This window comes from Pseudanabaena cinerea FACHB-1277, assembly GCF_014696345.1.
In the GTDB taxonomy this organism is placed as follows: domain Bacteria; phylum Cyanobacteriota; class Cyanobacteriia; order Pseudanabaenales; family Pseudanabaenaceae; genus Pseudanabaena; species Pseudanabaena cinerea.
Genome location: NZ_JACJPY010000059.1, coordinates 1 through 21,247, shown reverse-complemented (window position 1 = coordinate 21,247; position 21,247 = coordinate 1). Strand labels below are relative to the sequence as shown.

Sequence of the window (21,247 nt, the reverse complement as noted above, 5' to 3'; positions counted from 1 at the left end):
TTGGAGATAAGTGTGAATTCGATTGATTTTTCTAATCAGCTTTTGCTGCGCCGCACCGCCAACATTCAGGTGATTGTGACCCAGCGCTGGAAAGAGGAAATGCAGCAACAACTGCAACAGCAAATTGCCCAACTTGATGCCCAAATGCAACAGGTGGATGCTCAAGGCTCTCGCCAGATCAATGAAATTGAGCGTCAAAGTATTAAGCCTTTTTCGGCGGAAGTAGCCAATGCGATCGATGGAATTCGCGCCGAAATGAATCGAGTGAAAGCGGAAATGCTCGATCAAAAAAATCAATTGCTCAATCAGTTGACCCAAGTGCAAACCCTAGAGCTAGAGCAGGAAGTATCCCAAGGGCAGCTAGATAGCTATTTCCCCGCCAGCAAAGGCGATAATCTGATCGCCCTCATGCGGGTTGAAATCGTGTTGCGTGATGGTGTAGTCGAGGATATTCGCACAGGATTCCCTGCGGTTTAATATCACCCCAAAACTTTAACAGCGTTGCTTTGCAGCGCTTTTAAAGTTTTTTGGGGGGTGAAGATTTGCACCGTACTGATAATTTTTGGTTATCACAAATTGCTTCGCGATGCCACTCAATTTTGCTCTTTCGCACCGTTACTAGTGATTTAGGCTTAAAATCCTATCTAGATGTCAATTGCTATACCTCAACAATATGAACGTTTTACTGGTTTATCCGCTTTTCCCAAAAACATTTTGGTCTTACGAGAAGATTCTAGAGCTAGTAAATCGTAAGGTGTTACTACCACCGCTAGGGCTGATTACGGTGGCAGCAATTCTCCCTCAAGAGTGGAATTTTAAGCTGGTCGATCGCAATGTCAGGGACATTACCGAGGCGGAATGGCAGTGGTCAGACATGGTGATTTTGTCGGCGATGATCGTCCAAAAGGATGATCTATTGTCTTTGATTGGTGAGGCAAAGCGGCGGGGCAAGAAAGTGGCTTGCGGTGGTCCTTACCCCACATCTTCGCCCGAAGTGCCAGAGGCGGCGGGTGTAGATTATTTGATTTTGGATGAGGGTGAGATTACTTTGCCGATGTTTGTAGAGGCGATCGCTAAGGGCGAACCCAGTGGCATCTTCCGCACCAGTGAAAAGCCCGATGTCACTAGTACCCCCGTACCGCGCTTTGATTTATTAGAATTTGAAGCCTATGATTCGATGTCAGTACAGTTTTCGCGAGGTTGCCCTTTTCAATGCGAATTTTGCGACATCATCGTTCTCTATGGTCGCAAACCCCGCACCAAGACCCCTGCTCAATTACTAGCCGAACTCGACTATCTCTACAGTTTGGGTTGGCGGCGCGGTGTCTTCATGGTAGATGATAATTTCATCGGCAACAAGCGCAATGTCCGCTTGCTATTGCAAGAATTGAAGATTTGGCAAAAGGAACATGGCTATCCCTTCCGTTTCAACACCGAAGCTTCCATTGACCTTGCCGCCGATCAAGAACTGATGGATCTGATGGTGGAATGCTATTTTGATGCCGTATTTCTCGGCATTGAGACCCCCGACGAAGATAGTTTGCAAATGACCAAGAAGTTCCAAAATACGCGATCTTCTCTATTGGAAGCGGTGGAAACGATCACCAAAACAGGCATTCGCGTCATGGCTGGCTTCATCATCGGCTTTGATGGTGAGAAAAAGGGGGCAGGCGATCGCATCGTCCGTTTTGCCGAACTCACAGGCATTCCCACCACCACCTTCGCCATGCTACAAGCTTTACCCCATACTGCCCTCTGGCATCGCCTCGAAAAGGAAGGTCGCCTACGCACCAAAAATGGCAACCTCAATCAAACCACTTTGATGAACTTTGAGCCAACCCGTCCTGTGGAAGAAATCGCCAGAGAATATGTAGATGCTTTCTGTGCGCTCTATGAGGCTCATGCCTATCTCGATCGCGTCTATCGTTACTTTTTGAAATTGGGCGCACCCAAGGTACAGGCGGCTGCAAAATTGCCTAGCCTTGTCGATCTCAAAGCTTTGGCGATCGTGGTGTGGCGGCAGGGCATTAAGCGCTCAACCCGTTGGAAATTCTGGCATCATTTGTTTAGCATGATCAAAAACAATCCTGCGGTATGGGAGCATTACCTGACTGTCTGCGCTCATAATGAACACTTTTTGGAATACCGTGACATTGTGCGCCGTGAGATCGAAGCTCAACTTGCCGAATATTGGCAAGAAGAGTCTAGATTGCAGCAGCTAGAACAACAGCGCGTTGCTGCTTAACGTCAATTTCAAAGAACAATAAAAGTGTTGCCTAGCAATGCTTTTATTGTTTGGACAGAATATGTTGTTTGGCAAAAGACCATTGGCTTTTGTAAATCCAGCTTACAGAAATTACCGATTAGATTAACCACAAGCAAGATCCTCAAACCGTTGCAAAGTAGGGCTTTCAAGATTATTCTTGATTTAGACTTGAGCGCAAAGCGCTGTAATACATGACTTTAAGCGCAAAGCGCTATAGAATTACTTGTAAGCAATCTCATTACTTCAATTCAATCTTCGGACAACCACTAATATGTTTTGGGCGGATAAATTTGCAGCCGATGCAAGCGGCGATCGCATTATTGTTAATGACTCAAAGACCCCCTCTGGGCGAGTCCATGTTGGCTCACTGCGCGGGGTTGTGATTCACGATGCAATTTATCGCGCCCTCAAACACGCAGGCAAACCCGTCACCTTTACCTATGGCGTAGATGACTACGATGCCCTCGACACCGTGCCGCATTATCTCGATCAAGAAAAATTTGCGCCCTATCTCGGTCATCCCCTCTGCAATGTGCCATCCCCCGACCAGTCTGCCGCCCCCGACTACGCCAAATACTTCATGGGTGAATTTTTAGAAGTATTTGCCAAGCTAGGGGTGCGCCCAGAGATTTACTACCTGCGCGATCTCTACCGTTCAGGGCGGATGAACTCCTATATTGACCTATTTCTGCAAAATGCCCATCTCGTCCGTGAAGCCTATAAAGAGATTAGCAAAGCCGATCGCCCCGACAATTGGTATCCTTTCCAAACCATTTGTGAGAATTGCGGCAAAATCGCCACCACCACCGTCACCGACTATCAAGATGGCAAGGTTTTTTACACCTGTCAGCCCAATGCTATGGATTATGTCAAGGGCTGCGGTCATTCAGGCTGGGTATCTCCCTTTGATGGCAATGGCAAACTGCCTTGGAAAGTGGAATGGGTGGCGAAATGGGAAGTTGTGGGTGTATCCATTGAACTCGCAGGTAAGGATCACTCCCAAAAGGGCGGCTCTCGCGATGTTGCCAACTCCATTTGTCGCAAAGTTCTAAAAAAGAATCCGCCCACCCATGCTCCCTATGAGTTCATTTTGGTAAATGGCACTAAGATGAGTTCTTCTAAGGGGGTTGGCTCTAGCGCCAAGGAAATCGCCGACCTACTGCCGCCCGAACTGTTGCGCTTCTTGATGTTGCGGACACAGCCACGCAGTGTGATTAATTTCATGCCCAATTACGAGACAGTAACGCGCCTATTCCGTGATTACGATAATTTGATCGTCAAATATCAGAGTGACGATGTTAAAGATGAAAAGGCGCAGGAAGAATTAGTACCGCTTATCTATTCACAGTTAAACACCGATGAACGGGTACAGAGCTATCATCCCTTTGACTTCAGCACTTTGATTTCCCTATTGCAAATTCTCAATCTTGATCTAGAGGCTGAGATCGCCGCCCGTAGTGAAAAGACTCTAACAGAATATGATTGGGAAATAATTCGCGATCGCATTCGGGTTGGCAAGAAATGGCTACAGGACTATGCCGATGAAGAAGAGAAACTGGTGATTTATCAAGATGCGATGCCTGAAAAAGCAAAACATCTCACCAAGGCTCAAGTTACCTATCTCCAAGCATTGGTGACTAACCTCAGTGCTGATGTGAATTGGGAAGGAGAAGCATTGCAAACCCTGCTATTCAGTACATCTAAGCAAGTGGAAGTATCCCAAAAAGATGCCTTTGCCGCCGTTTATTATACCTTCCTAAATAAAGAACGTGGTCCCAAAGCTGGCAGTCTATTTTCTTATTTAGAAAAATCCTTTGTGCTGCAACGTTTACAAGATGCGATCGCTTTAAATCAATAAATATGTATGGCTAATAGCTAAAAGCTAAAAGCTAATAGCTATTAGCTTTTAGCTATTTTGATAAACCACAACCTCAAAATAAAAGGTTGCCCCCTCAGTCTTTGACGTAGGTTGCCAATGCTCAGGGGGGAACCCGCCAACATTGCCAAAACTCTCCACCCAAATATTGCCATCCATTAGCTCCACCAAGCGCTTACTAATCGCTAGTCCCAAACCAGTGCCACCATAGCGCCGACTGATGGAATTGTCTGCTTGACTAAAGGATTGAAATAGATAAGCCAAGCGATCGCCTTGAATACCAATACCCGTATCCGCAATCACAAAATGTAACTGATAGCGATCGCCATCGGGCAGTTCCTTTCCCATCACATCCATTTGTACCCAGCCTTTTTGGGTGAACTTAATCGCATTGCTCAACAAGTTAAATATTATCTGCCGTAAGCGGGTACTGTCACCCACCAAATGGGATGGAATGTTTTTATCGCAGCTATACCTCAGTTCTATTCCTTTATTCTGTGCCTGTACATTCAACAACTTGCAACTAGAACCAATCACATCGGCAAAAACAAACTCATTTTTTTCTAGCTCCAGCGATCCCGCATCAATTTTGGAGAAGTCTAAAATATCATTGATAATCGCCAAAAGCATATCACCGCTATCTAAAATAGTCTGCACAAAATCCTGTTGTTCTTCCGTAAGATTTGTAGTCGCTAACAACTGCGCCATACCAAGAATTCCATTCATCGGTGTACGGATCTCATGGCTCATATTGGCTAGAAACTCGCTTTTGGCTTTAGTTGCCGCCTCCGCATCTTCCTTAGCTCTCTCTAAAGCTAGTTCTGATTGTTTGCGCTCTGTAATATCCCGTGATATCTGGATAACTGTACGGTCATCTAATGGAGAAATATTAGATGAAAACCACGCCTCCCGCCCACCAATTTCTAAAATATAATCACAATTCACAATCTGCCGCGTCTCCATAGCTTTGGCGATCGTTGTTAAGATTAAATCTGCGACACTAGCAGGCAACTCCTCATGAATTGGTTTGCTCAAAACATCTTCACGAGATCCCTTCAGATTAAAGGCTTGAGTTTCGGCGATCTTAAGACATTGCCCATCAATATTCCGAACTAGCACCACATCAGGTATGGATCTCAGAATAGTATTCTGTGCAAGATAAGCTTTTTCCAAGTTATCTTTACTAGCCTTAAGACTTATCGCTGCCTGTTTGCGATCGCTGACTAACCTATATAGAAGAGAACGAATCGCACTTTGAATTTTTAAAAAAGTAACTAGGGTAATCACAAAAACCGCTAGTCCAAACAAAATAATAACTAAGCTCTCTTCAGGGCGATCGCTAGAATGTAGTGAAACACCAATCAAACCCAATATTCCCAGTACTTGCACGGAGAATAAAAGATTAAGCCATCGTCTTGTAGATGCGACTGAGGATGCCTCTTGTACAGACATAGGTAATTAGCGAATTTGGACAATCATACAGCAATTACACTGATAAGCAACCAACAAGGGGCTGAAGCCCCTCGTCTATACGATCACATCCGACCTCGCAACATTTGCGCCATTTCGTTGGGCTTGGGCGAATTCTCAACCGCAGTCTCCTCCGTGATCCGACCATCCTCGTAGAGCTTGTAGAGCGATTGGTTCATGTTAACCATGCCCTCATAGGTACATTTCGGAATGATCGCCTCAATCTCATCAACCTCACCGCGCTTAATATAGTCGCGCACCGCATCCGTATTGATCATGATCTCATGGACGGCAGCACGTTTCCCATCGGTAGTCCGCACCAAAGACTGGGCAATAACTCCCACCAAAGACTCCGCCACCTGAATCCGCATGGGTCCCTGTTGCTCAGGTTCATAGAGATTCAAAATCCGTTCAATCGTTTTGACAGCGCTATTAGTGTGCAAGGTTCCAAACACTAAGTGTCCTGTTTGAGCAGCCTTCAGAGCCGTATTCACCGTTTCTTTGTCCCGCATTTCCCCAATTAGGATAATATCAGGATCTTCCCGCAGCGCCGCCTTCAAGGCATTATCAAACTTGAGCGTGTGGATACCCACCTCTCTTTGTTTGATTAGTGCTTTTTTGCTTTGATGCACAAATTCAATGGGATCTTCAATGGAGATTAAATGCTTCTGCATTTCCGTATTAATGAAGTCCACCATTGCCGCGAGGGTAGTTGACTTACCCGAACCTGTCGGTCCCGTGACTAGGATCAGCCCCTTATGGGTGTAGCAAAGCTCACGAAATACCTCTGGCAAATTCAATTGATCAATCGTTAGAATCTTCAACGGGATCAACCGTAATACCATTGCAGGACCCCGCAATGAGTCAAAAATATTAATCCGACAACGGGCAAATTCATATTGGGTTGCCCCGTCAAACTCCATGGTGTCCCGAAACTGCTGAATTTGCTTATCATCCATAATTTCGGTGAGCCATGTGTCAAAAGTTGGCTTGTCAGGTACAGGATATTGTTCCTGTGTGACCATCAGCCCCCGACTACGAAAGCGCACTGGTTCATTTACGCCAGCATGAATATCGGAGCAGCCCTGCTCATGGGCATCCTTGACAATTTGGGCTAGGGTTGGTTGTCCAGTCGATCGCTGCAAAATTGCTGGCACACCTAGCCCTGGTAAATTTGGTGGTGGACCTGGACGAATGGGTGGGCGGGGATTGGGTGGTGGCGGCACACTCGTCACCTGAGTATCTGTGGGTATTGCCATTTGTGCTTGACGAGCAGCGGCGGCAGCGCGTGCCTGTTGTGCTTGCAGTTGCGCCTGCTGTAGTTGTGCTTGCTGCATTTGGGCAGGGTTAGGGGCAGCACTGCGAGGTTGTTGCGCTTGAGCAGGATTAGGAGGAACGCGCTGCTGGCTTGGAGGTGGCGCGGTGGGATTTGGACGTGGCTGTTGTGGCGGCACGCCGCCGCCAGAGGGAGGTGGCGGCACGGGAGGCATCCCTGATTGCGTCATAGTAGAACCTCTTGAATATATGGGAAAGTCAATCTATCGATATGGGCGTTAGGAGGCTATTATTGGCAACTCTATCGCAGTTTTGATCGCAAATTCTATAATTCACGATTAAAGTAACCAATCTTGCTACCTCATAGGCTAAAAATATATTAGCTGTTGTAAATATTATCTTCAAAATAATTAATGAATATTCTTAGCGCCCTGCGCTCAAAGCCGATCGCCGAAAGCCAAAAAAATACCAAGCCATTTGCCACCCCCAAACAAACCAAAGGCATTGAGATCAAGTCCCAAAGGGAGCTTGACTATATGAGAGAATCTTCTCGCATTGTGGCAACGGTACTCAAGGAAATAGGCGAAATGATTGCCCCAGGCATGACCACGATGGATCTTGATCGTCATGCTGAGAAGCGGATTCGGGAGATGGGGGCGGTTCCTAGCTTTAAAGGCTATTGCGGATTCCCTGCTAGTATCTGCTCAAGTATCAATCACGAAGTTGTACATGGAATTCCTAATGCTAGGAAGGTTATTAAATTAGGGGACTTGGTAAAGGTTGACACAGGCGCGTTTAAAAATGGTTTTCATGGCGACTCCTGCATTACGGTGGCTGTGGGTAATGTGAGCGAGAAAGCCGCTAAGTTGATGCGAGTTGCGGAAGAGGCTTTGTACAAGGGGATTGAGCAGGTGAAACCAGGGAACTGTATGCTCGATCTAGCTGGAGCGATCGAAGATCATGTGAAGGCAAATGGCTTTGTGATTGTCGAAGATTTTACGGGGCATGGGGTGGGGCGTAACCTCCATGAAGAGCCTTCGGTATTTAATTTCCGCACCCATCAGTTGCCAAATGTGCGCTTTCGTCCAGGTATGACCCTCGCGATCGAGCCTATTGTTAATGCTGGCTCGAAGCGGGTGCGGATTTTGGCTGACAAGTGGACGGCGGTAACGGTGGATAATCAGCTATCGGCACAGTTTGAGCATACGGTGTTGGTGACTGAGACAGGCTATGAGATTTTTACCGATCGCCACAAAATTTAGAACGTAAAGTAAGTGTTGCGAAGCAACACTTACTTTGGCTGACTTTTAATCAAAATATGTCATAGATATGCAACATATATTTCTCGCGGGTGCTAGTCGCGGCGTGGGGCGTGAAATCGCCAAAATCCTGCTAGCAAATGAGCCACCTAATTTTAAATTAACAGTGCTATTGCGTAACCCCACCTATACTGTGGAGCTAGAGGCATTAGGGGCGACAGTGGTAATGGGTGATGCACTAGATCGGGAGCAACTGGAAAGGGCGATCGCGCAATCTAGCGCTGATCCCATCCATGCAATGATCTCGACTATGGGCGGTGTGCCAAGCGATCGCGGTGAGCGTGCCGATTGTGAAGGTAACAAAAACTTAATTGATATGGCGGTCAAGTTTGGGGTGCAACGGTTTATCCTCGTTTCCTCCATTGGGGCGGGAAATAGTGTGGTCGCCCTTGCGCCGCAAGTATTACAAACCTTGGGCGCAATTCTGAAAGAAAAAGAAAAAGCAGAACAGCACCTGATCGCCAGTGGTCTAGACTATACAATCGTGCGTCCTGGTGGGCTCAAATCAGAGCCTGCGACTAGCAATGCTGTCCTTACCGAAAATCCAACGGTATCGGGGATCATTCATCGGGCAGATGTGGCAAGGTTGGTATGTGATTGCCTGACTTCGCCCAATGCCAATCGTAAAGTTTTTTCGGCGATCGATCCACAGATGCTCTTCAAACCAGTAGAGTTTGAAGTGGTTGCACTGAAATAGGAGGTTCAAATCGGGCTATGCAGGAATATATTGTGCAGTCGGGAGATACCCTGTCAGCGATCGCACGGCGCTTTTTGGGCGCAAGTGGTAATTGGCAGGCGATCGCCCAAGCAAATAACATTACCAATCCCAATAGTTTACGAGTTGGGCAGAGACTATTGATCCCAACCGCCAACGCCCCGCGTCAACCAGCCGCCGCCCCTGAGGTGGTTATGGTACGAAATACCTTGCAGGGCATATATCCCCCCACCAAGACGGCGATCTCCTTTACGACCGTTGGCAGCGAAGTAATTGCCAAGCTTTTAAATACAGGTCAGCAAGAACCCTTTGCCCAAACTAGGGGTAATGGACTCTATCGCCTTGGCATTTTTAAATTGCGCGATTTCATTGGCTATGGCGCAAGTTTATTGCAACAGGTGCAACTCAGTACTTCGGAAATCAATGTTATTCAAGTTACTTCTGCTAATGAGGGTAGCCTTGATGCCATTAATACTTGGGATAGTCAGTACTTAAGTTTTGGCATCTTTCAATGGACCTTGGGTTCGGCGGGTCAGCAAGGAGAATTACCTGCACTATTAACTAAGATTAAAAGGCTCTATCCCTCAGAATTTCAATATTATTTTGGGCAGTTTGGGGTGGATGTGGTTTCCCTTGATGGGGTGACAGGTTGGCTATCGCTCAACGGCACAAGATTGGTGAGCGATGTGGATAAAAACATTATGCGTCAACCTATATGGGCTTTAAGGTTTATGATCGCAGGTATGGATGCGCTGGTGCAGTCCGTACAGATTCTCCACGCAGTCTCACGGTTAGATCGTTTTTACTTCACCCCAACCCAAACCTTGCAGGGCTATACGCTCTCGCAACTGCTGAATTCTGAATTTGCAGTTGCCTTATTGCTAGATCATCATGTCAATCGCCCTAGCCATGTCTTTGGCTGTGTGGCAGATGCGATCGCCCGATCAGGGCAAACTCCCGCCCAAGTTGCCCAAAGTGCCGCTAATCAAGAGGCAGTGATTATTCAAAATTATTTACAACTCCGTGAAACCTACGGCGGCGCAAGTGCCATGACCAAATCCCGCGATCGCGCTGAGCAAATCCGCCAGTCCCTCAATAGCGGTCGCCTATCAGCGCAAAGGTTTTCTTTTCGCTCTAACCGTCAAGCACGTTTAGTTTAACGCCGCTCTTCGGTACGCGAACTATCAAGATCTGACGGCATCATTTCCACAATCGCTTTTTGAGGCTTAAACTGCTCTTGCTGAGAATCTTGAGGCAAAAATGGCTGAGCCGACGGGCGAGAAACCATTGGTTTATCAATGGTTACAGATTGCATCATTACAGGGGATGATGCTAGGCGATCGCTATTACCAAATGACCCGCCATTGTCATAATTGCGGCTGCTGATATATACCCTTTGCCGTAACTCCGCAATGCGCTCGGCAATACGTTCATCGGCACTAGCCGAAATCGCTAAAGGATCACGCACCCTAGCAAAGGCTCGATCTACCTTAACGTAGGTTTTGGCATTGGCGCGGCGATCGGCGTTGGCATTGGCAACAAAAGCTGGTCTACGAACATTGCCTAATTCTTGCTGCGATCGCGTCTTAAACTCAGCGATGACCTGCGATTCATCTAAAAACAGAAAACCCTTAGCATCAGATTGCTTAGGCGGTGTTGGCTTTGCTTCTGGCTTATCCTTGACGTTAGGATTAACCTTTGGCAGCTTAATTCCCGCAGGTGCAGGATTTACCCCCTCCAGAGCCTGTTTGCCAAAATTATAGGCTAATAGCGCCGATATCCCCCCCACTAGGAGCATCACCAGCAACAGCCCTAGGCTGTAGGTTACTCGAAATCTTTTGGAGGGCTTTTTTTTCTTACGGATACGATTCTCTGGCTTTTGGGACTGAGGTGTTGCCATCACAAACTTGTTTAGCTGATAATTTGCCTACGGCATCCTTGTGATACCAATTTATAAAAGAGTCAGAACGAGAGTTAAAACGCCTTTATAAATTAAAAATCAAACCCAGTAAGGTTTTTTAAGTTAAGAAACGACTATGCGATTTTTTAACTTGGTATATAGGGAGCTTACTTGATAGCATATAATACTTACGTCTATAATTAAATAGATTGCCAAGGTTGGCTGACTGGTAAAGCAAACGACTCATAATCGTTGATATGTCGGTTCGATTCCGACACCTTGGATTAGGCAATACAAGACACTACGACTAACTTACGCCGTGTAAACACTTACAAGGTTAGACATTTTTGGACACATTTAGCCTAGTTTTGACCATGATTTGTTGAGGTGTTTCAAGGACGGCTGAGGCTGAGATTGCCAAGACAGCTATTTGAGGACAAGCAGAAATGCTTAACGCTTGGGCTATCAGATAGTAAGATCAAACTCAAAATATTCACTTTCAAATGAGACATTAGCGCATCAAAGAAAAGATCCTAGTATTAAACCAAAGAAAGTCAAATTTAGAGAAAGTCCAGCCGCAGAGTTTGATTTTAAACATGATTTTCATCATTTAATTAACACATGGGCTTATCGTCTGGCTGAGCAAAATAAGCGTTTTAGGATGGACTACTGGGAGCCTTATCTCAGAAAGTTGTCTAGTTTTAATAGTCTAGTAGAGAAAAATCCTAGTATTCAGTCTAGATATCTCATGCCAAGTGGTGAAATATTTATTACAGGAAAACGCAAAAAAATTCCTAAAGGGTTTGGCACAAAATTGTAACGAATTTGTTACATTAGCCATTTTTGTTCTGTCTTATGGATTACCAGAGATTTCTACTCAATAGTAAGTATCTAACCCTATATATACAAAAAATATATGGATACTTACACAAAGAAATCTCTTTGTATCGCCTTTGCCAAACGCTTTGCTTACGAAGTTGCAATCAAATCAGCGATCGCTATTGCAGTTACTGCCTCTGCTCATGGCACTCTCCCAAATTTGGAAGACCTATCTGATATTTTCCGCAAGAGTGCGATATTAGCTGCACAACAAGAAGTTCTCAAATACTTACATCTCAAAACGCAAAATATAAAACCTACGCTTTCTGAAAGTAAAAAGGGGAAAGGCGATCGCCTTTAGTTCTCTAAGCTGCATAGGCATATATTGGTGATGGGAGCTTGGGATAGGCTCGGAATACATGGCGGAATACAGCGATCGCCTTGTCTTCGACATCATCCTCGGTGTAGGTGTCTACGGGCAATCCTGAATCATCACTGTAGAGAAAGTCGTGAATCTTATTTTTGACATGATCGCGGGTTGATTCTTTGTCGCACCAGCGATCGACTTGGAGATCTTGAGCTTTGAGGGTTGCTAGCAATTCAACGGAGATTTGCTTAATGCGCTTAATTTCGTTAGGACTGAGATCGGGCTTGAGGAGCAAATCATAGATCGCTAAGGATTCTTCGTCTAGACCTTCACGCATGGCACGGGTTTGTTCGGCATTAAGGGTTTGCGTAAAATCTAGTAAGGCGGCAAACGTGACCTCGATCGCCACGCGATCTTTTTCACTGTTATATTCGGCAACGATTTCTTCGTAATGCTTTTGCAAGTCGGTACGCAGGGGATTTTGAGTTAGTAAGCGATTAAGGCGGTTTTCAATGGATTGCTTGAGATTTTGGACTGTGGTGTTTTTGGTGGAGCTATGCCCAAATTCAGCACGGAGGCGATCGAAATCAATTTGGCTAATGTCATAGATTTGAGAGGGTTCGCCAACTCGATTGGCTTGGACTGTAATCGATTCGTTGACGATCGCTTGGAGTTGTCGCAAAATGTCGCTGATGTCGGCTTGGTCGCGGTCTTTTTGCAGCAGTTTGTAGAGCAGCTTGATGGCGTTGTAGGAATTGCGATATTGACTTACTTCGGGGTTATTGATACAGGCTTGAAATTTGTTGAATACATCGCGACAGAGGATTTCCATCTGTTTACGGGTGCGATCGCTTTGATTGGCGGCTTCTTTGGCGGCGGCGATCGCGGCATTACGGGCAAAATCTTTACTTTCAACGATGTCAGATAGGGAGGCTTGGCGATCGCCTAAGAAGATTCGCACCGCATCAATGGCGGCAACGAGATTTTCTAATAGTTCTGATTCTGGTTTGGTGGGATCGATATTTTCATGATTATCCTGTTCCGCTTGCCCCTGTGCATAGTCTTTTAGAGCAGCCCGAAGGTTTTTGAGGATGCCGCAATAGTCCACAATTAAGCCGTTGGTTTTGCCTTCGTAGACACGATTTGCCCTCGCGATCGCTTGCATGAGGGTATGGGCTTTTAAGGGTTTGTCGAGATAGAGGATCGAGAGGCTAGGGACATCAAAACCTGTGAGCCACATGGCACAGACAATGGCGATACGGAATGGATGATCGGGCTTTTTAAAGGCGGATTCCACATCAAGGCTTTGACCATCGGCTAACGCAAACCCATCTTTGATTAATTTGCGGTAGGGCAGAATGTCCAAACCCCATTTACGGAACTTTTCCATTTCGCCTTGTTCTTCGCTGACGATGACAGCGCTCTGAGTTTCTTTCATCCATGCAATCTGCCGCCTCTGCTCGATTTCATCTTGATCGGTAGGTGCAAATTTAAGATTCTTTTCTAAGTGGTGAATATGCTGCTGCCAGTATTTATCAATTAGTTGGTGCATTCGGATACAGGTGATTTTGTCGATGCAGATGAACATGGCTTTGCCAGATTCCCATGCTGTCGAATAGTGAATCACAAAATCACGGGCGATCTGGTCTAGGCGTTTTTCGGCGGTGATGATGTGATAATCACGTTTGAGTTCTTTTTGGAGGCGTTGCTCAATATCAATGTTATCTATTTCTAATTCTTCAATTTTTTTGGCAATGCGTTCATTTAGATCTGTGGTTTCAATGCCGAGCTTTTCGCCGCGTGAGTCGTAGTAAAGGGGAACAGTGGATCGGTCATCAACGGCGCGTTGGAAGTCATAGGTGGAGATATATTCACCAAATACGCGACGGGTAATCTGATCATCAGATAAAAGGGGTGTACCTGTAAATCCGATATAGCTTGCATTTGGTAAAGCATCGCGCATATTTCGAGAGAGCAAACCATATTGGGTGCGGTGGGCTTCATCGGAAATTACGATGATGTCGTCTCTAAGGGAATAGGCTTGATCGACTTGTTGATTAAACTTTTGAATTAGTGTGAACACATGGCTTTTTTGAAGGCTTAGCAATTGTTGGAGATGGTCGCCACTGCTTGCCCGACAGGGATCTTTGTCGTTGTTGACTACGCCGCATCCTGCGAAGGTTTTGTAGATTTGCGAGTCGAGATCATCGCGATCGCTACAGATGACAAAGGTAAAGTTTGCGCCTAATTTGCGATGAATCTTGCGGGTGAAGAATACCATTGAGTAGCTTTTGCCTGAGCCTTGAGTATGCCAGAATACGCCAAGTTTGCCTTGTCTGGCTTGGCGATCGCGTACTGATTGAATGGCTTTGTTGACACCGAGGTATTGATGGTTTTGGGCAACAATTTTGATGGTTTTACCAGAGGAGTCATCAAAAAGGATGAAGTTCTCGAAGAGGTCGAGAAAGTTGGTTTTGTTGCAGATCCCTTTGAGGAGAGTTTCCATATCGACAACGCCTTTGTCTTCTTCTTCTAGGCGTTTCCATTCGTGAAAATGCTCAAAGCGACTGGATAGAGAACCGATGCGTGCATTGATGCCATTGCCTAAAACGATGAAAGCGTTGTGGTGAAATAGGTGTGGGATTGTGTCTTTGTAGTCAGAAAAATTTTCTTCGTAAGCGGCGCGAATGTCCTTATTGATGTTTTTGAGTTCCATAAATAGCAGGGGGATGCCATTTACAAAACCGACAAGATCGGCGCGGCGATGATAGAGATCTCCTTTGATCCAGAGTTCGCGGACGGCTAAAAAATGATTGCTAATAGGGCGATCAAAGTCAAAGATTTTGAGGCGGCGTTTTTCGCGATCGCCTTTGGCATTGGTAAAAGTAACCTGTACACCATCTTTGAGGAGATTGTATTTGTCGCGATTGGTGGCGAGCAGGGTTTGGGCGGTGCTGGTTTCGACTATTTGCCTAATTGCATCTTGGTAGGCAGTTTCGGGGAGATTAGGGTTAAATTCTGTGAGTTTGGTGGCTAGGTAACGGGTGAGGATGACTTCGCGATCGCTTTCTCTGCCAAGTGTGCCATTTTTGCCAAAGGTTTCGTTGTTATAAGCATAGACGACATCCCAGCCAAGCTCGTCTCGCAGATATTCTGCGGTGGTTTGCTGTACGAGGGTGTCTTCGTTGTATTTGGTCATGGCGATTTGACAGTTAGGCTAAAATATATCTAGCTCTGAAATTCTTTACTAAAATCTTAGCAATTTCGAGGAGAGGCTGATGACTATTGCGATCGCAAAACCTGCTAAAACTAGGGTCACTTTTGCTGATTATCTCGCTTATTTCGATGATTCGGATACAAAATATGAATTAGTTGATGGAGAACTTGTCCCAATGTCATTGGCTACTGGCAAACATGGCGGAATTACCCGATCATTGGAGCGCAATCTTGATACTGAAATTAATCGCTTAGATTTGCCTTGGATTGCTTTACAGGGGATTGTTGGGGTACGTTGTCCGCGTGGAATTGGGTTAGATACGGCACGTATTCCTGATGTGGTGGTGATGTTGCGGGATGAGTGGCAGTCTTTACAAGATCGGGAGGCGGTAATCGGGTTTGAGTTGTCGCCGCCTTTGTTGGTGGTTGAGGTGGTGAGTCCTTCGACAAAAATCACGGACTATCGCGCTAAGCGGACGGAGTATGCGGCGAGGGATATTCCTGAGTATTGGATTGTTGATCCGATTGAGGCGAAGGTGTCGGTGTTGGTGCTTTCGGATGGTTGGTATGATGTGACTGAGTTTAGTAATGGCGATCGCCTTGTTTCGCCAATGTTTCCTGAGTTGCAGTTAACGCCGCAAGAGATTTTTGCTGTTTAAGGCGATCGCGGCGATCGCTTGTTCGCGTTTGACGCTGGGGAAGTGGCTTAAAAGTTATCGATCAATATCAAGCGATATCGATCAAGTTTAATTGGTTGTGATCGATAGACTTTTGCATAGTAATAACACCTAAACCATTGTCAAATAAAGGTTTTAGCTCAAAACACTTCTCGATTGTCAAAATTTCTATCGATCGCAATTTATCCATGATGATCGATAGATTTTTATGCAGCAAATTTCGTGAAAGCATACTGCATAAGGGTTTTGCTTAAAAACAATTCTTGCCTATCGAGCAGTCTATTGATCGCCTTGTTCGATAGGCTAATGATTTTAATCGATAGATTGACGGATATTTTTTGATCAGCGGGTGGTTCGGCGCTGTCGTCTTCAATGCCGATCGCAATGATGCCGCCTTTGGCATTGGCTAAGCAAACACAGTCTTTTGCGAGTTCGCCCCAGTCTGCATTTTTGCCTGTGACAACTTTTAGGGATTTCTTCTCTAAAAATTGGGTTTCTGTTGAATATGACGATGGGTTCATACGCTGATCGCTCCACTCATCAGTTTAGGAAGTAGAAGATCACGGGCTTGTTTAAGTTTTTCGCTCATTATAGATAATTTTTCAATTTGAGCAAAACTTGCTTCCACAGATTCTTGAAAAGATAAAATAAGAGATCTCGGTGGCAATAGGATTTGAATCGAAGAGAACTTTGTTTTATTAACATTTGGCATAGTTGCTCCACCACCCATAGCTTCGAGTAATGGTTTTAATCTTGAAAGAGCAAAGAAAGTGAAATAAGAATATTGATTGTCGCTACAAACTACAGAATTAATTTGTTGATTAGTTTGACATGGATAGGAAGCTATAGAGACTATTCCCACTGTACCTATACAAGAAATCATGATAGAACCTCTAGGAATTAATTTGCTGCTTTGAGTTTTTAATCCTCTTTCTGATAAAGATTCTTCAGTTTTAATCACAAAAATCTGATTGTGCAGATCAGGAGTTTTGACAAAAGGAATTGATCCGTTAAAGTTGTCAGAGTCTTTTTTGCTAGGAGTCTTACCTGTAACTATATTTCCTAGTTCGGATATCTGACATTTTCTCCATCCTTCAGGGATACCGTCTACAATTTTGCTGTGTTCGTGACTGGGGAAACGGAGATGGACAAACCATTCCTTATAGAGCAGATGTAGCGATCGCTCAAGCAACTGAATACGCCGCCGATTATTTTCGATAAGGTCATCATAATTAGAGAGAATATCAGCTATCTTTTGTTGTGCTTTCGGAAGAGGATAAGAAATTTCTATACTTTTAAGGCTTGAAATTGGTATTTGAGGTTGTGCTGCTCCTGAAACAAAATTTTTAATATTGCCTTGAAAAAAGCAAGATGAAAAGTAGTAATACAGATATTTAGCATTAAGATCACCAAAAGTACGAACAATTAAAAGTTGAGCGTTAATCAGTCCAGTCTCAACTTTGTCATTTAGGAAGTAAGCTACTTTGCCAACTCCATTACCGCGAGTAGTGAGGATAAGATCATTTTGTTCTAATCGACCTTTTTTAATTTCAGAAAATTTATTTTCAGCTATAAAATTAGCCTTATCTAAATTCACATAACCCGAATTAATAGACTCAGCATTTAGGAAAGGAATTCCACTTGCTACAAATTCATCTCTTTTTGGATATCTAGAAGATCGATCTCCATCAACAAACTTTATTGAGCAATCACCTAGTTTCTTTGTAATCCAGTTCTTCATTGGTATTTAGAGATAAAATTTTCAGGAAAAGCAGCATCAAAAACCTGCTCAACAGTAAACGGGCAAACATCAGGCAGATCCACATCTAAAAGTTGAGTCTCCCTAAAAAACAATTCCAAACCTAACTCATAACCAATAGAAACAGCCTCTAATAGGTAAGACTTCAAGCTAGGATTTTGGTTAATGAGTCGTTGGATTTGTTGACGTTGCACCCGAATCGTTACCTGCCAACTCTTACTACGCTTTTCTGGCTGATAAACCCACTTCAACAAATGCCCAATCAAAACACCCAGCCGATTTTCTAACTCGCGCCTTTCCTGCCTACCCAAAGACTCAATCTCCTCCACCAAATTCTCAATATCCAAACCTTTCAATTCGCCAGACCGCAACAGCCTAGACTGCTCCAAAGTCCAAGCATAAAAATCTGTATCATAAAGTTTTGTCGTCATAACTTTAGCCATACTCGCAACCACTCACTAAACACCTTCAGGAAAAGTTAGATCGAAAATTTGCTCAAGCGAAAAAGGACATTCCACAGGTAAATCCTCATAGTCTAGGGTCGTCTCACGCACAACTAACGCCAAACCTGACTCATGCGCCGAAGCGATCGCCTCTGGCAAATACGACTTCAAACTAGGATTTTGTTTTAACAGTTTTAATACCTCCTTACGTTGCTCTCGAATTGTTGCCCGCCAACTCTTAGTACGCTTTTCTGGTTGATAAGCCCACTTCAATAAATGTCCAATCAAAACCCCTAGCCGATTTTCTAGCTCTCGCCTTTCCTGCTTACCCAAAGACTCAATCTCCTCAACCAAATTCTCAATATCTAAACCTTTCAATTCGCCAGACTGCAACAACCGAGACTGCTCCAAAGTCCAAGCATAAAAATCTAAATCATAAAGTTTTGTCGTCATTAGTTTCTCTATTTGCTAATTGTTTATAGAATAATTTTTGTATCATTCAAAACATTAGATAGGTTCTCGTGGCACATCTTGCCCTAAATTAGCTCTTATCTCGTCTAGATCAGGAAAATCAGACCAAGCACCAGAAGAACTTTTAACAGTTTCTTGCCATTTTGTCAGATTCCTACTCGCCCATCTTTTTTTAAAAAACGAGCTAACCAAAGCCCCTAAAGCTTGCCGATCCTCATCATTAGCTTGCTCAAAAGCAACCTGAATCTCTGGCTCAACCGCGATCGAAATAGTTTTCATAATGTCACCTCTAGTATTATTTATATTCTAAATGCCTAACTCCTTAAAATTCTGCGCGATCGCCGCCGCCAGATCCATTGCCTCAGCATTCAAACCCTCAAGCTCAATGTGAATATCCCGCAAAGTCTCCTCAAAATCAAAATCCTCATCCACCTCCTCAGGAGCCACACCCACATAACGCCCAGGAGTCAAACTCCAATCATTCAACCCCAACTCAGCGCGATCGACCAGCTTCACCAAACCCTGTACATCCCGATACTTGCCATCAGGAAAACGCTCCGTCAGCCACACCGCCTGTTTATGAAAATAGCGCACCAGCTTTAACTGCTCCACCGCATCCTGTCGCGCCAAATCCGCCGCCTTGCGTTCCTTCGTGACATCTCGACTCGACCAGCGATCGCTATCCTTCGCCGACTGTTCTTTCTCGCACCAGTCCATCACCCGACAGCCCAACTTATAAACAAGATCCGCTTGCTTCACCAAATCACGGCTAGTTTCCGCAAGAGGAGCAAGACGAATCACCGCATCATTAAGATTGTTCCCCTCTCCTGCGGGAGAAGTGCCGCCATCGGTGAGGGTCTTGTTCCCCTCTCCCTCAATGGGAGAGGGGCTAGGGGTGAGGGTCTTAAATACCTCCACATCCTTGATTAAAGTCGTCAAACTCTCCTCAAACTCTGGCATCGGTGAAGCTTCACCCTTGAGCGTTTGCGAAATTCCATTTACAAAAAGAGTCATCTTGTCTCGAAATAAAGCGATCGCCTTCGTATAACCATCAACCGACTCAAAACAATCATTGACAGCGCTTAAAGTGCGATCGAGATAATCCCGCACCAGATTTAGAAACTTGTCCTCCTGTCCCCGATATAGCCACACGATCGCCAACAGATTTTGCAACTGCTCAGGACTAAAATCATAGATTTTGCGCGTCACTTTGCGGTAGATATTCCGCGCATCCAACATCAATACATGATCTTTATGTTGCGGCAACTTTGCCCGATTAAAAAACCACAACTCACAAGGCACAGTGCGCGTATAGAAAAAATTCGAGCGAATCGCTACCATCATTTCCACATCACCCGTCCCGATCAGCTTCTCGCGTACCTTTGCCTCCGTCCCACCCGCACTCGAAGCCTGTGACGACATGACAAATCCTGCTCTGCCGCGATCGGTCAAATAGCTATAAAAATAGGTAATCCAAAGATAATTACCATTAGAAATCTTCTTATTTTTGTTGACGCTCGGCAAACCAAACAACAAACGCGGATCATTCTTGACCTTCTCCTCATCCACCTCATCCACATTAAAAGGTGGATTCGCCATCACAAAATCAGCCTTACCCAACAACTCATGGGGATCTTCATAGTAAGTAATTGCCTTTTGCATATCCCCCTCCAACCCATGCACCGCCAAATTCATCTTGGCAAGCCGAATCGTGGTGGGATTTTTCTCCAAACCCTTAAAGGTCAATGAGTGTGGGTTGCCCTGTCGATCCTCCACAAAATGAGCGCTCTGTACAAACATTCCGCCAGAACCACAGGCAGGGTCGAGCAAAATACCGCGATCGGGTTCTAAGACATTGGCAATCAACGAAACCAACGACACAGGTGTAAAAAATTCACCATTATCATGGGCTTTTAGATCCGCAAACTGCGTCAAAAAATATTCATAAATTCGCCCAAAGACATCCCCCTTAACCTGTTTTAACTCCTCTGGATTCAGCGCTCTCAGCAACTGCCCTAAAACCTCATTATCCAGTTCTTGATATTCTTGCTTTGGTAGTTCCCCCTTTAGCGTGGTGTAGTCCGTCTCAATTGACTCCATCGCCTCAATGACTGCCTTAGCGCGATCGCGATCGTCCCCAAGGGCTACCAAATAATCAAACTGTGCCTCTGGTCTTAAAAAGATCGCACTCCTTTGTGAAAAATCTTCTTTCTTGAGTTCGCGCACCTTACCACCCCGTTTCGGCAAGTTAGCAATAATCTCATCCTTAACTGCCAAATAACGACTATAGGCATGACGCAAGAAGATCAACCCCATTACAGGCATGAAATACTCATTACTGGCATAGTTGGAGTTAGACCGCAACGTGTCAGCAGCACCCCACAGGCGCTTTTCAATTGCCTCAATATGTTCGAGTTGCCCCATATTTGACCCTATAACTTACCGACATTAACTTGACTAGGCTCTAGCATAACCATCACTCAACCCATTCGATCCATAATCGAGAAATAATTAGGACTTTGATTATCAATACTTCGGACATAAAAAAAGGGGAACAAAAAAGCTATTCATCGGATAAGGTGCAAGTAATGAATCAAAGCACCAAATGAATAGCATTAATGACATATTACCGAAAGTAGCAACCAAGGCACAACAGAAATTTCTGTCAATCCTG

At 44.9% G+C, this 21,247-nt stretch carries 19 protein-coding genes and 1 tRNA gene; 10 read left to right on the top strand and 10 right to left on the bottom strand.

The window, feature by feature from the left end:
• Nucleotides 1–12 precede the first annotated feature (12 nt).
• The 3 genes from H6F44_RS16000 (at nucleotide 13) to lysS (ending at nucleotide 4,124) form a co-directional block, all read left to right on the top strand.
• Entirely contained in the window at nucleotides 13–477 is a 465-nt protein-coding gene (locus H6F44_RS16000; RefSeq protein ID WP_190352030.1) for a YlqD family protein, read from the top strand.
• A 196-nt stretch (nucleotides 478–673) separates the two neighbouring features.
• Entirely contained in the window at nucleotides 674–2,245 is a 1,572-nt protein-coding gene (locus H6F44_RS15995) for a B12-binding domain-containing radical SAM protein (protein ID WP_190352029.1), read from the top strand.
• Nucleotides 2,246–2,537: 292 nt separating this feature from the next.
• Nucleotides 2,538–4,124, top strand: a complete 1,587-nt coding sequence (gene lysS / locus H6F44_RS15990; protein ID WP_190352028.1) for a lysine--tRNA ligase — start codon at nucleotides 2,538–2,540, stop codon at nucleotides 4,122–4,124.
• A gap of 48 nt (nucleotides 4,125–4,172) precedes the next feature.
• On the opposite strand, the gene H6F44_RS15985 is transcribed toward lysS, so the two are convergent.
• Together H6F44_RS15985 and H6F44_RS15980 are read right to left on the bottom strand one after the other, a co-directional pair.
• Nucleotides 4,173–5,594 (bottom strand): histidine kinase dimerization/phospho-acceptor domain-containing protein, encoded by a 1,422-nt coding sequence (locus H6F44_RS15985; RefSeq protein WP_190352027.1) that lies wholly within the window; start codon nucleotides 5,592–5,594, stop codon nucleotides 4,173–4,175.
• A gap of 83 nt (nucleotides 5,595–5,677) precedes the next feature.
• Nucleotides 5,678–7,117, bottom strand: a complete 1,440-nt coding sequence (locus tag H6F44_RS15980) for a type IV pilus twitching motility protein PilT (RefSeq protein WP_190352026.1) — start codon at nucleotides 7,115–7,117, stop codon at nucleotides 5,678–5,680.
• Between the two features lie 183 nt (nucleotides 7,118–7,300).
• Between H6F44_RS15980 and map the strand changes: the two genes are divergently transcribed.
• The 3 genes from map to H6F44_RS15965 all read left to right on the top strand — a co-directional run bounded on the left by map (nucleotide 7,301) and on the right by H6F44_RS15965 (nucleotide 10,081).
• Nucleotides 7,301–8,149 (top strand): type I methionyl aminopeptidase, encoded by an 849-nt coding sequence (map, locus tag H6F44_RS15975; RefSeq protein WP_190352025.1) that lies wholly within the window; start codon nucleotides 7,301–7,303, stop codon nucleotides 8,147–8,149.
• Between the two features lie 67 nt (nucleotides 8,150–8,216).
• Entirely contained in the window at nucleotides 8,217–8,903 is a 687-nt protein-coding gene (locus tag H6F44_RS15970) for an SDR family oxidoreductase (RefSeq protein ID WP_190352024.1), read from the top strand.
• A 17-nt stretch (nucleotides 8,904–8,920) separates the two neighbouring features.
• Nucleotides 8,921–10,081, top strand: a complete 1,161-nt coding sequence (locus H6F44_RS15965; protein ID WP_190352023.1) for a LysM peptidoglycan-binding domain-containing protein — start codon at nucleotides 8,921–8,923, stop codon at nucleotides 10,079–10,081.
• On the opposite strand, the gene H6F44_RS15960 is transcribed toward H6F44_RS15965, so the two are convergent.
• Nucleotides 10,078–10,821 (bottom strand): hypothetical protein, encoded by a 744-nt coding sequence (locus H6F44_RS15960; RefSeq protein WP_190352022.1) that lies wholly within the window; start codon nucleotides 10,819–10,821, stop codon nucleotides 10,078–10,080. The genes H6F44_RS15965 and H6F44_RS15960 overlap by 4 nt on opposite strands.
• 212 nt (nucleotides 10,822–11,033) lie before the next feature.
• Here H6F44_RS15960 and H6F44_RS15955 point away from each other — a divergent pair.
• The 3 genes from H6F44_RS15955 to H6F44_RS15945 all read left to right on the top strand — a co-directional run bounded on the left by H6F44_RS15955 (nucleotide 11,034) and on the right by H6F44_RS15945 (nucleotide 12,001).
• Nucleotides 11,034–11,105: transfer RNA gene (locus H6F44_RS15955), tRNA-Ile, on the top strand.
• Between the two features lie 173 nt (nucleotides 11,106–11,278).
• Nucleotides 11,279–11,641 carry a hypothetical protein gene (locus H6F44_RS15950; protein ID WP_190352021.1) on the top strand — a complete coding sequence of 121 codons (363 nt, stop codon included), beginning with the start codon at nucleotides 11,279–11,281 and terminating at the stop codon, nucleotides 11,639–11,641.
• A 96-nt stretch (nucleotides 11,642–11,737) separates the two neighbouring features.
• Complete coding sequence (locus H6F44_RS15945; RefSeq protein ID WP_190352020.1) at nucleotides 11,738–12,001, top strand: hypothetical protein; 264 nt, start codon at nucleotides 11,738–11,740, stop codon at nucleotides 11,999–12,001.
• 4 nt (nucleotides 12,002–12,005) lie between these two features.
• Here H6F44_RS15945 and H6F44_RS15940 read toward each other — a convergent pair whose 3' ends face one another.
• Complete coding sequence (locus tag H6F44_RS15940) at nucleotides 12,006–15,206, bottom strand: type I restriction endonuclease subunit R (protein WP_190352019.1); 3,201 nt, start codon at nucleotides 15,204–15,206, stop codon at nucleotides 12,006–12,008.
• Between the two features lie 79 nt (nucleotides 15,207–15,285).
• Here H6F44_RS15940 and H6F44_RS15935 point away from each other — a divergent pair, with 79 nt between their 5' ends.
• On the top strand, nucleotides 15,286–15,882 hold the full coding sequence (locus H6F44_RS15935; protein ID WP_190352018.1) for a Uma2 family endonuclease: 597 nt from the start codon (nucleotides 15,286–15,288) through the stop codon (nucleotides 15,880–15,882).
• A 224-nt stretch (nucleotides 15,883–16,106) separates the two neighbouring features.
• Here H6F44_RS15935 and H6F44_RS15930 read toward each other — a convergent pair whose 3' ends face one another.
• The 6 genes from H6F44_RS15930 to H6F44_RS15905 are packed head-to-tail and all read right to left on the bottom strand — an operon-like array spanning nucleotide 16,107 to nucleotide 20,997.
• Entirely contained in the window at nucleotides 16,107–16,421 is a 315-nt protein-coding gene (locus H6F44_RS15930; RefSeq protein WP_190352017.1) for an AlbA family DNA-binding domain-containing protein, read from the bottom strand.
• Complete coding sequence (locus H6F44_RS15925) at nucleotides 16,418–17,641, bottom strand: restriction endonuclease subunit S (protein ID WP_190352016.1); 1,224 nt, start codon at nucleotides 17,639–17,641, stop codon at nucleotides 16,418–16,420. The genes H6F44_RS15930 and H6F44_RS15925 overlap by 4 nt, the downstream gene beginning before the upstream one ends.
• Nucleotides 17,638–18,102: a DUF29 domain-containing protein gene (locus tag H6F44_RS15920; protein ID WP_242016609.1), complete on the bottom strand. Its 465-nt coding sequence runs from the start codon at nucleotides 18,100–18,102 to the stop codon at nucleotides 17,638–17,640. The genes H6F44_RS15925 and H6F44_RS15920 overlap by 4 nt, the downstream gene beginning before the upstream one ends.
• Nucleotides 18,103–18,117: 15 nt before the next feature.
• Nucleotides 18,118–18,555, bottom strand: a complete 438-nt coding sequence (locus H6F44_RS15915; protein ID WP_190352015.1) for a DUF29 domain-containing protein — start codon at nucleotides 18,553–18,555, stop codon at nucleotides 18,118–18,120.
• A 54-nt stretch (nucleotides 18,556–18,609) separates the two neighbouring features.
• The gene (locus H6F44_RS15910) at nucleotides 18,610–18,852 is read right to left on the bottom strand and encodes a hypothetical protein (protein ID WP_190352014.1); all 243 of its coding nucleotides are present in this window, start codon (nucleotides 18,850–18,852) and stop codon (nucleotides 18,610–18,612) included.
• A 27-nt stretch (nucleotides 18,853–18,879) separates the two neighbouring features.
• Nucleotides 18,880–20,997, bottom strand: a complete 2,118-nt coding sequence (locus H6F44_RS15905; RefSeq protein WP_190352013.1) for a class I SAM-dependent DNA methyltransferase — start codon at nucleotides 20,995–20,997, stop codon at nucleotides 18,880–18,882.
• Between the last annotated feature and the right edge of the window lie 250 nt (nucleotides 20,998–21,247).

Bases quoted from the DNA above. Each gene is read 5' to 3' on its own strand.
- H6F44_RS15905 (WP_190352013.1), bottom strand. From the start codon at position 20,997: ATGGGGCAACTCGAACATATTGAGGCAATTGAAAAGCGCCTGTGGGGT.
- H6F44_RS15915 (WP_190352015.1), bottom strand. From the start codon at position 18,555: ATGACGACAAAACTTTATGATTTAGATTTTTATGCTTGGACTTTGGAG.
- lysS (WP_190352028.1), top strand. From the start codon at position 2,538: ATGTTTTGGGCGGATAAATTTGCAGCCGATGCAAGCGGCGATCGCATT.
- H6F44_RS15920 (WP_242016609.1), bottom strand. From the start codon at position 18,102: ATGGCTAAAGTTATGACGACAAAACTTTATGATACAGATTTTTATGCT.
- map (WP_190352025.1), top strand. From the start codon at position 7,301: ATGAATATTCTTAGCGCCCTGCGCTCAAAGCCGATCGCCGAAAGCCAA.
- H6F44_RS15910 (WP_190352014.1), bottom strand. From the start codon at position 18,852: ATGAAAACTATTTCGATCGCGGTTGAGCCAGAGATTCAGGTTGCTTTT.
- H6F44_RS15970 (WP_190352024.1), top strand. From the start codon at position 8,217: ATGCAACATATATTTCTCGCGGGTGCTAGTCGCGGCGTGGGGCGTGAA.
- H6F44_RS15925 (WP_190352016.1), bottom strand. From the start codon at position 17,641: ATGAAGAACTGGATTACAAAGAAACTAGGTGATTGCTCAATAAAGTTT.
- H6F44_RS15960 (WP_190352022.1), bottom strand. From the start codon at position 10,821: ATGGCAACACCTCAGTCCCAAAAGCCAGAGAATCGTATCCGTAAGAAA.
- H6F44_RS15995 (WP_190352029.1), top strand. From the start codon at position 674: ATGAACGTTTTACTGGTTTATCCGCTTTTCCCAAAAACATTTTGGTCT.
- H6F44_RS15985 (WP_190352027.1), bottom strand. From the start codon at position 5,594: ATGTCTGTACAAGAGGCATCCTCAGTCGCATCTACAAGACGATGGCTT.
- H6F44_RS15935 (WP_190352018.1), top strand. From the start codon at position 15,286: ATGACTATTGCGATCGCAAAACCTGCTAAAACTAGGGTCACTTTTGCT.
- H6F44_RS15930 (WP_190352017.1), bottom strand. From the start codon at position 16,421: ATGAACCCATCGTCATATTCAACAGAAACCCAATTTTTAGAGAAGAAA.
- H6F44_RS15965 (WP_190352023.1), top strand. From the start codon at position 8,921: ATGCAGGAATATATTGTGCAGTCGGGAGATACCCTGTCAGCGATCGCA.
- H6F44_RS15945 (WP_190352020.1), top strand. From the start codon at position 11,738: ATGGATACTTACACAAAGAAATCTCTTTGTATCGCCTTTGCCAAACGC.
- H6F44_RS15980 (WP_190352026.1), bottom strand. From the start codon at position 7,117: ATGACGCAATCAGGGATGCCTCCCGTGCCGCCACCTCCCTCTGGCGGC.
- H6F44_RS15940 (WP_190352019.1), bottom strand. From the start codon at position 15,206: ATGACCAAATACAACGAAGACACCCTCGTACAGCAAACCACCGCAGAA.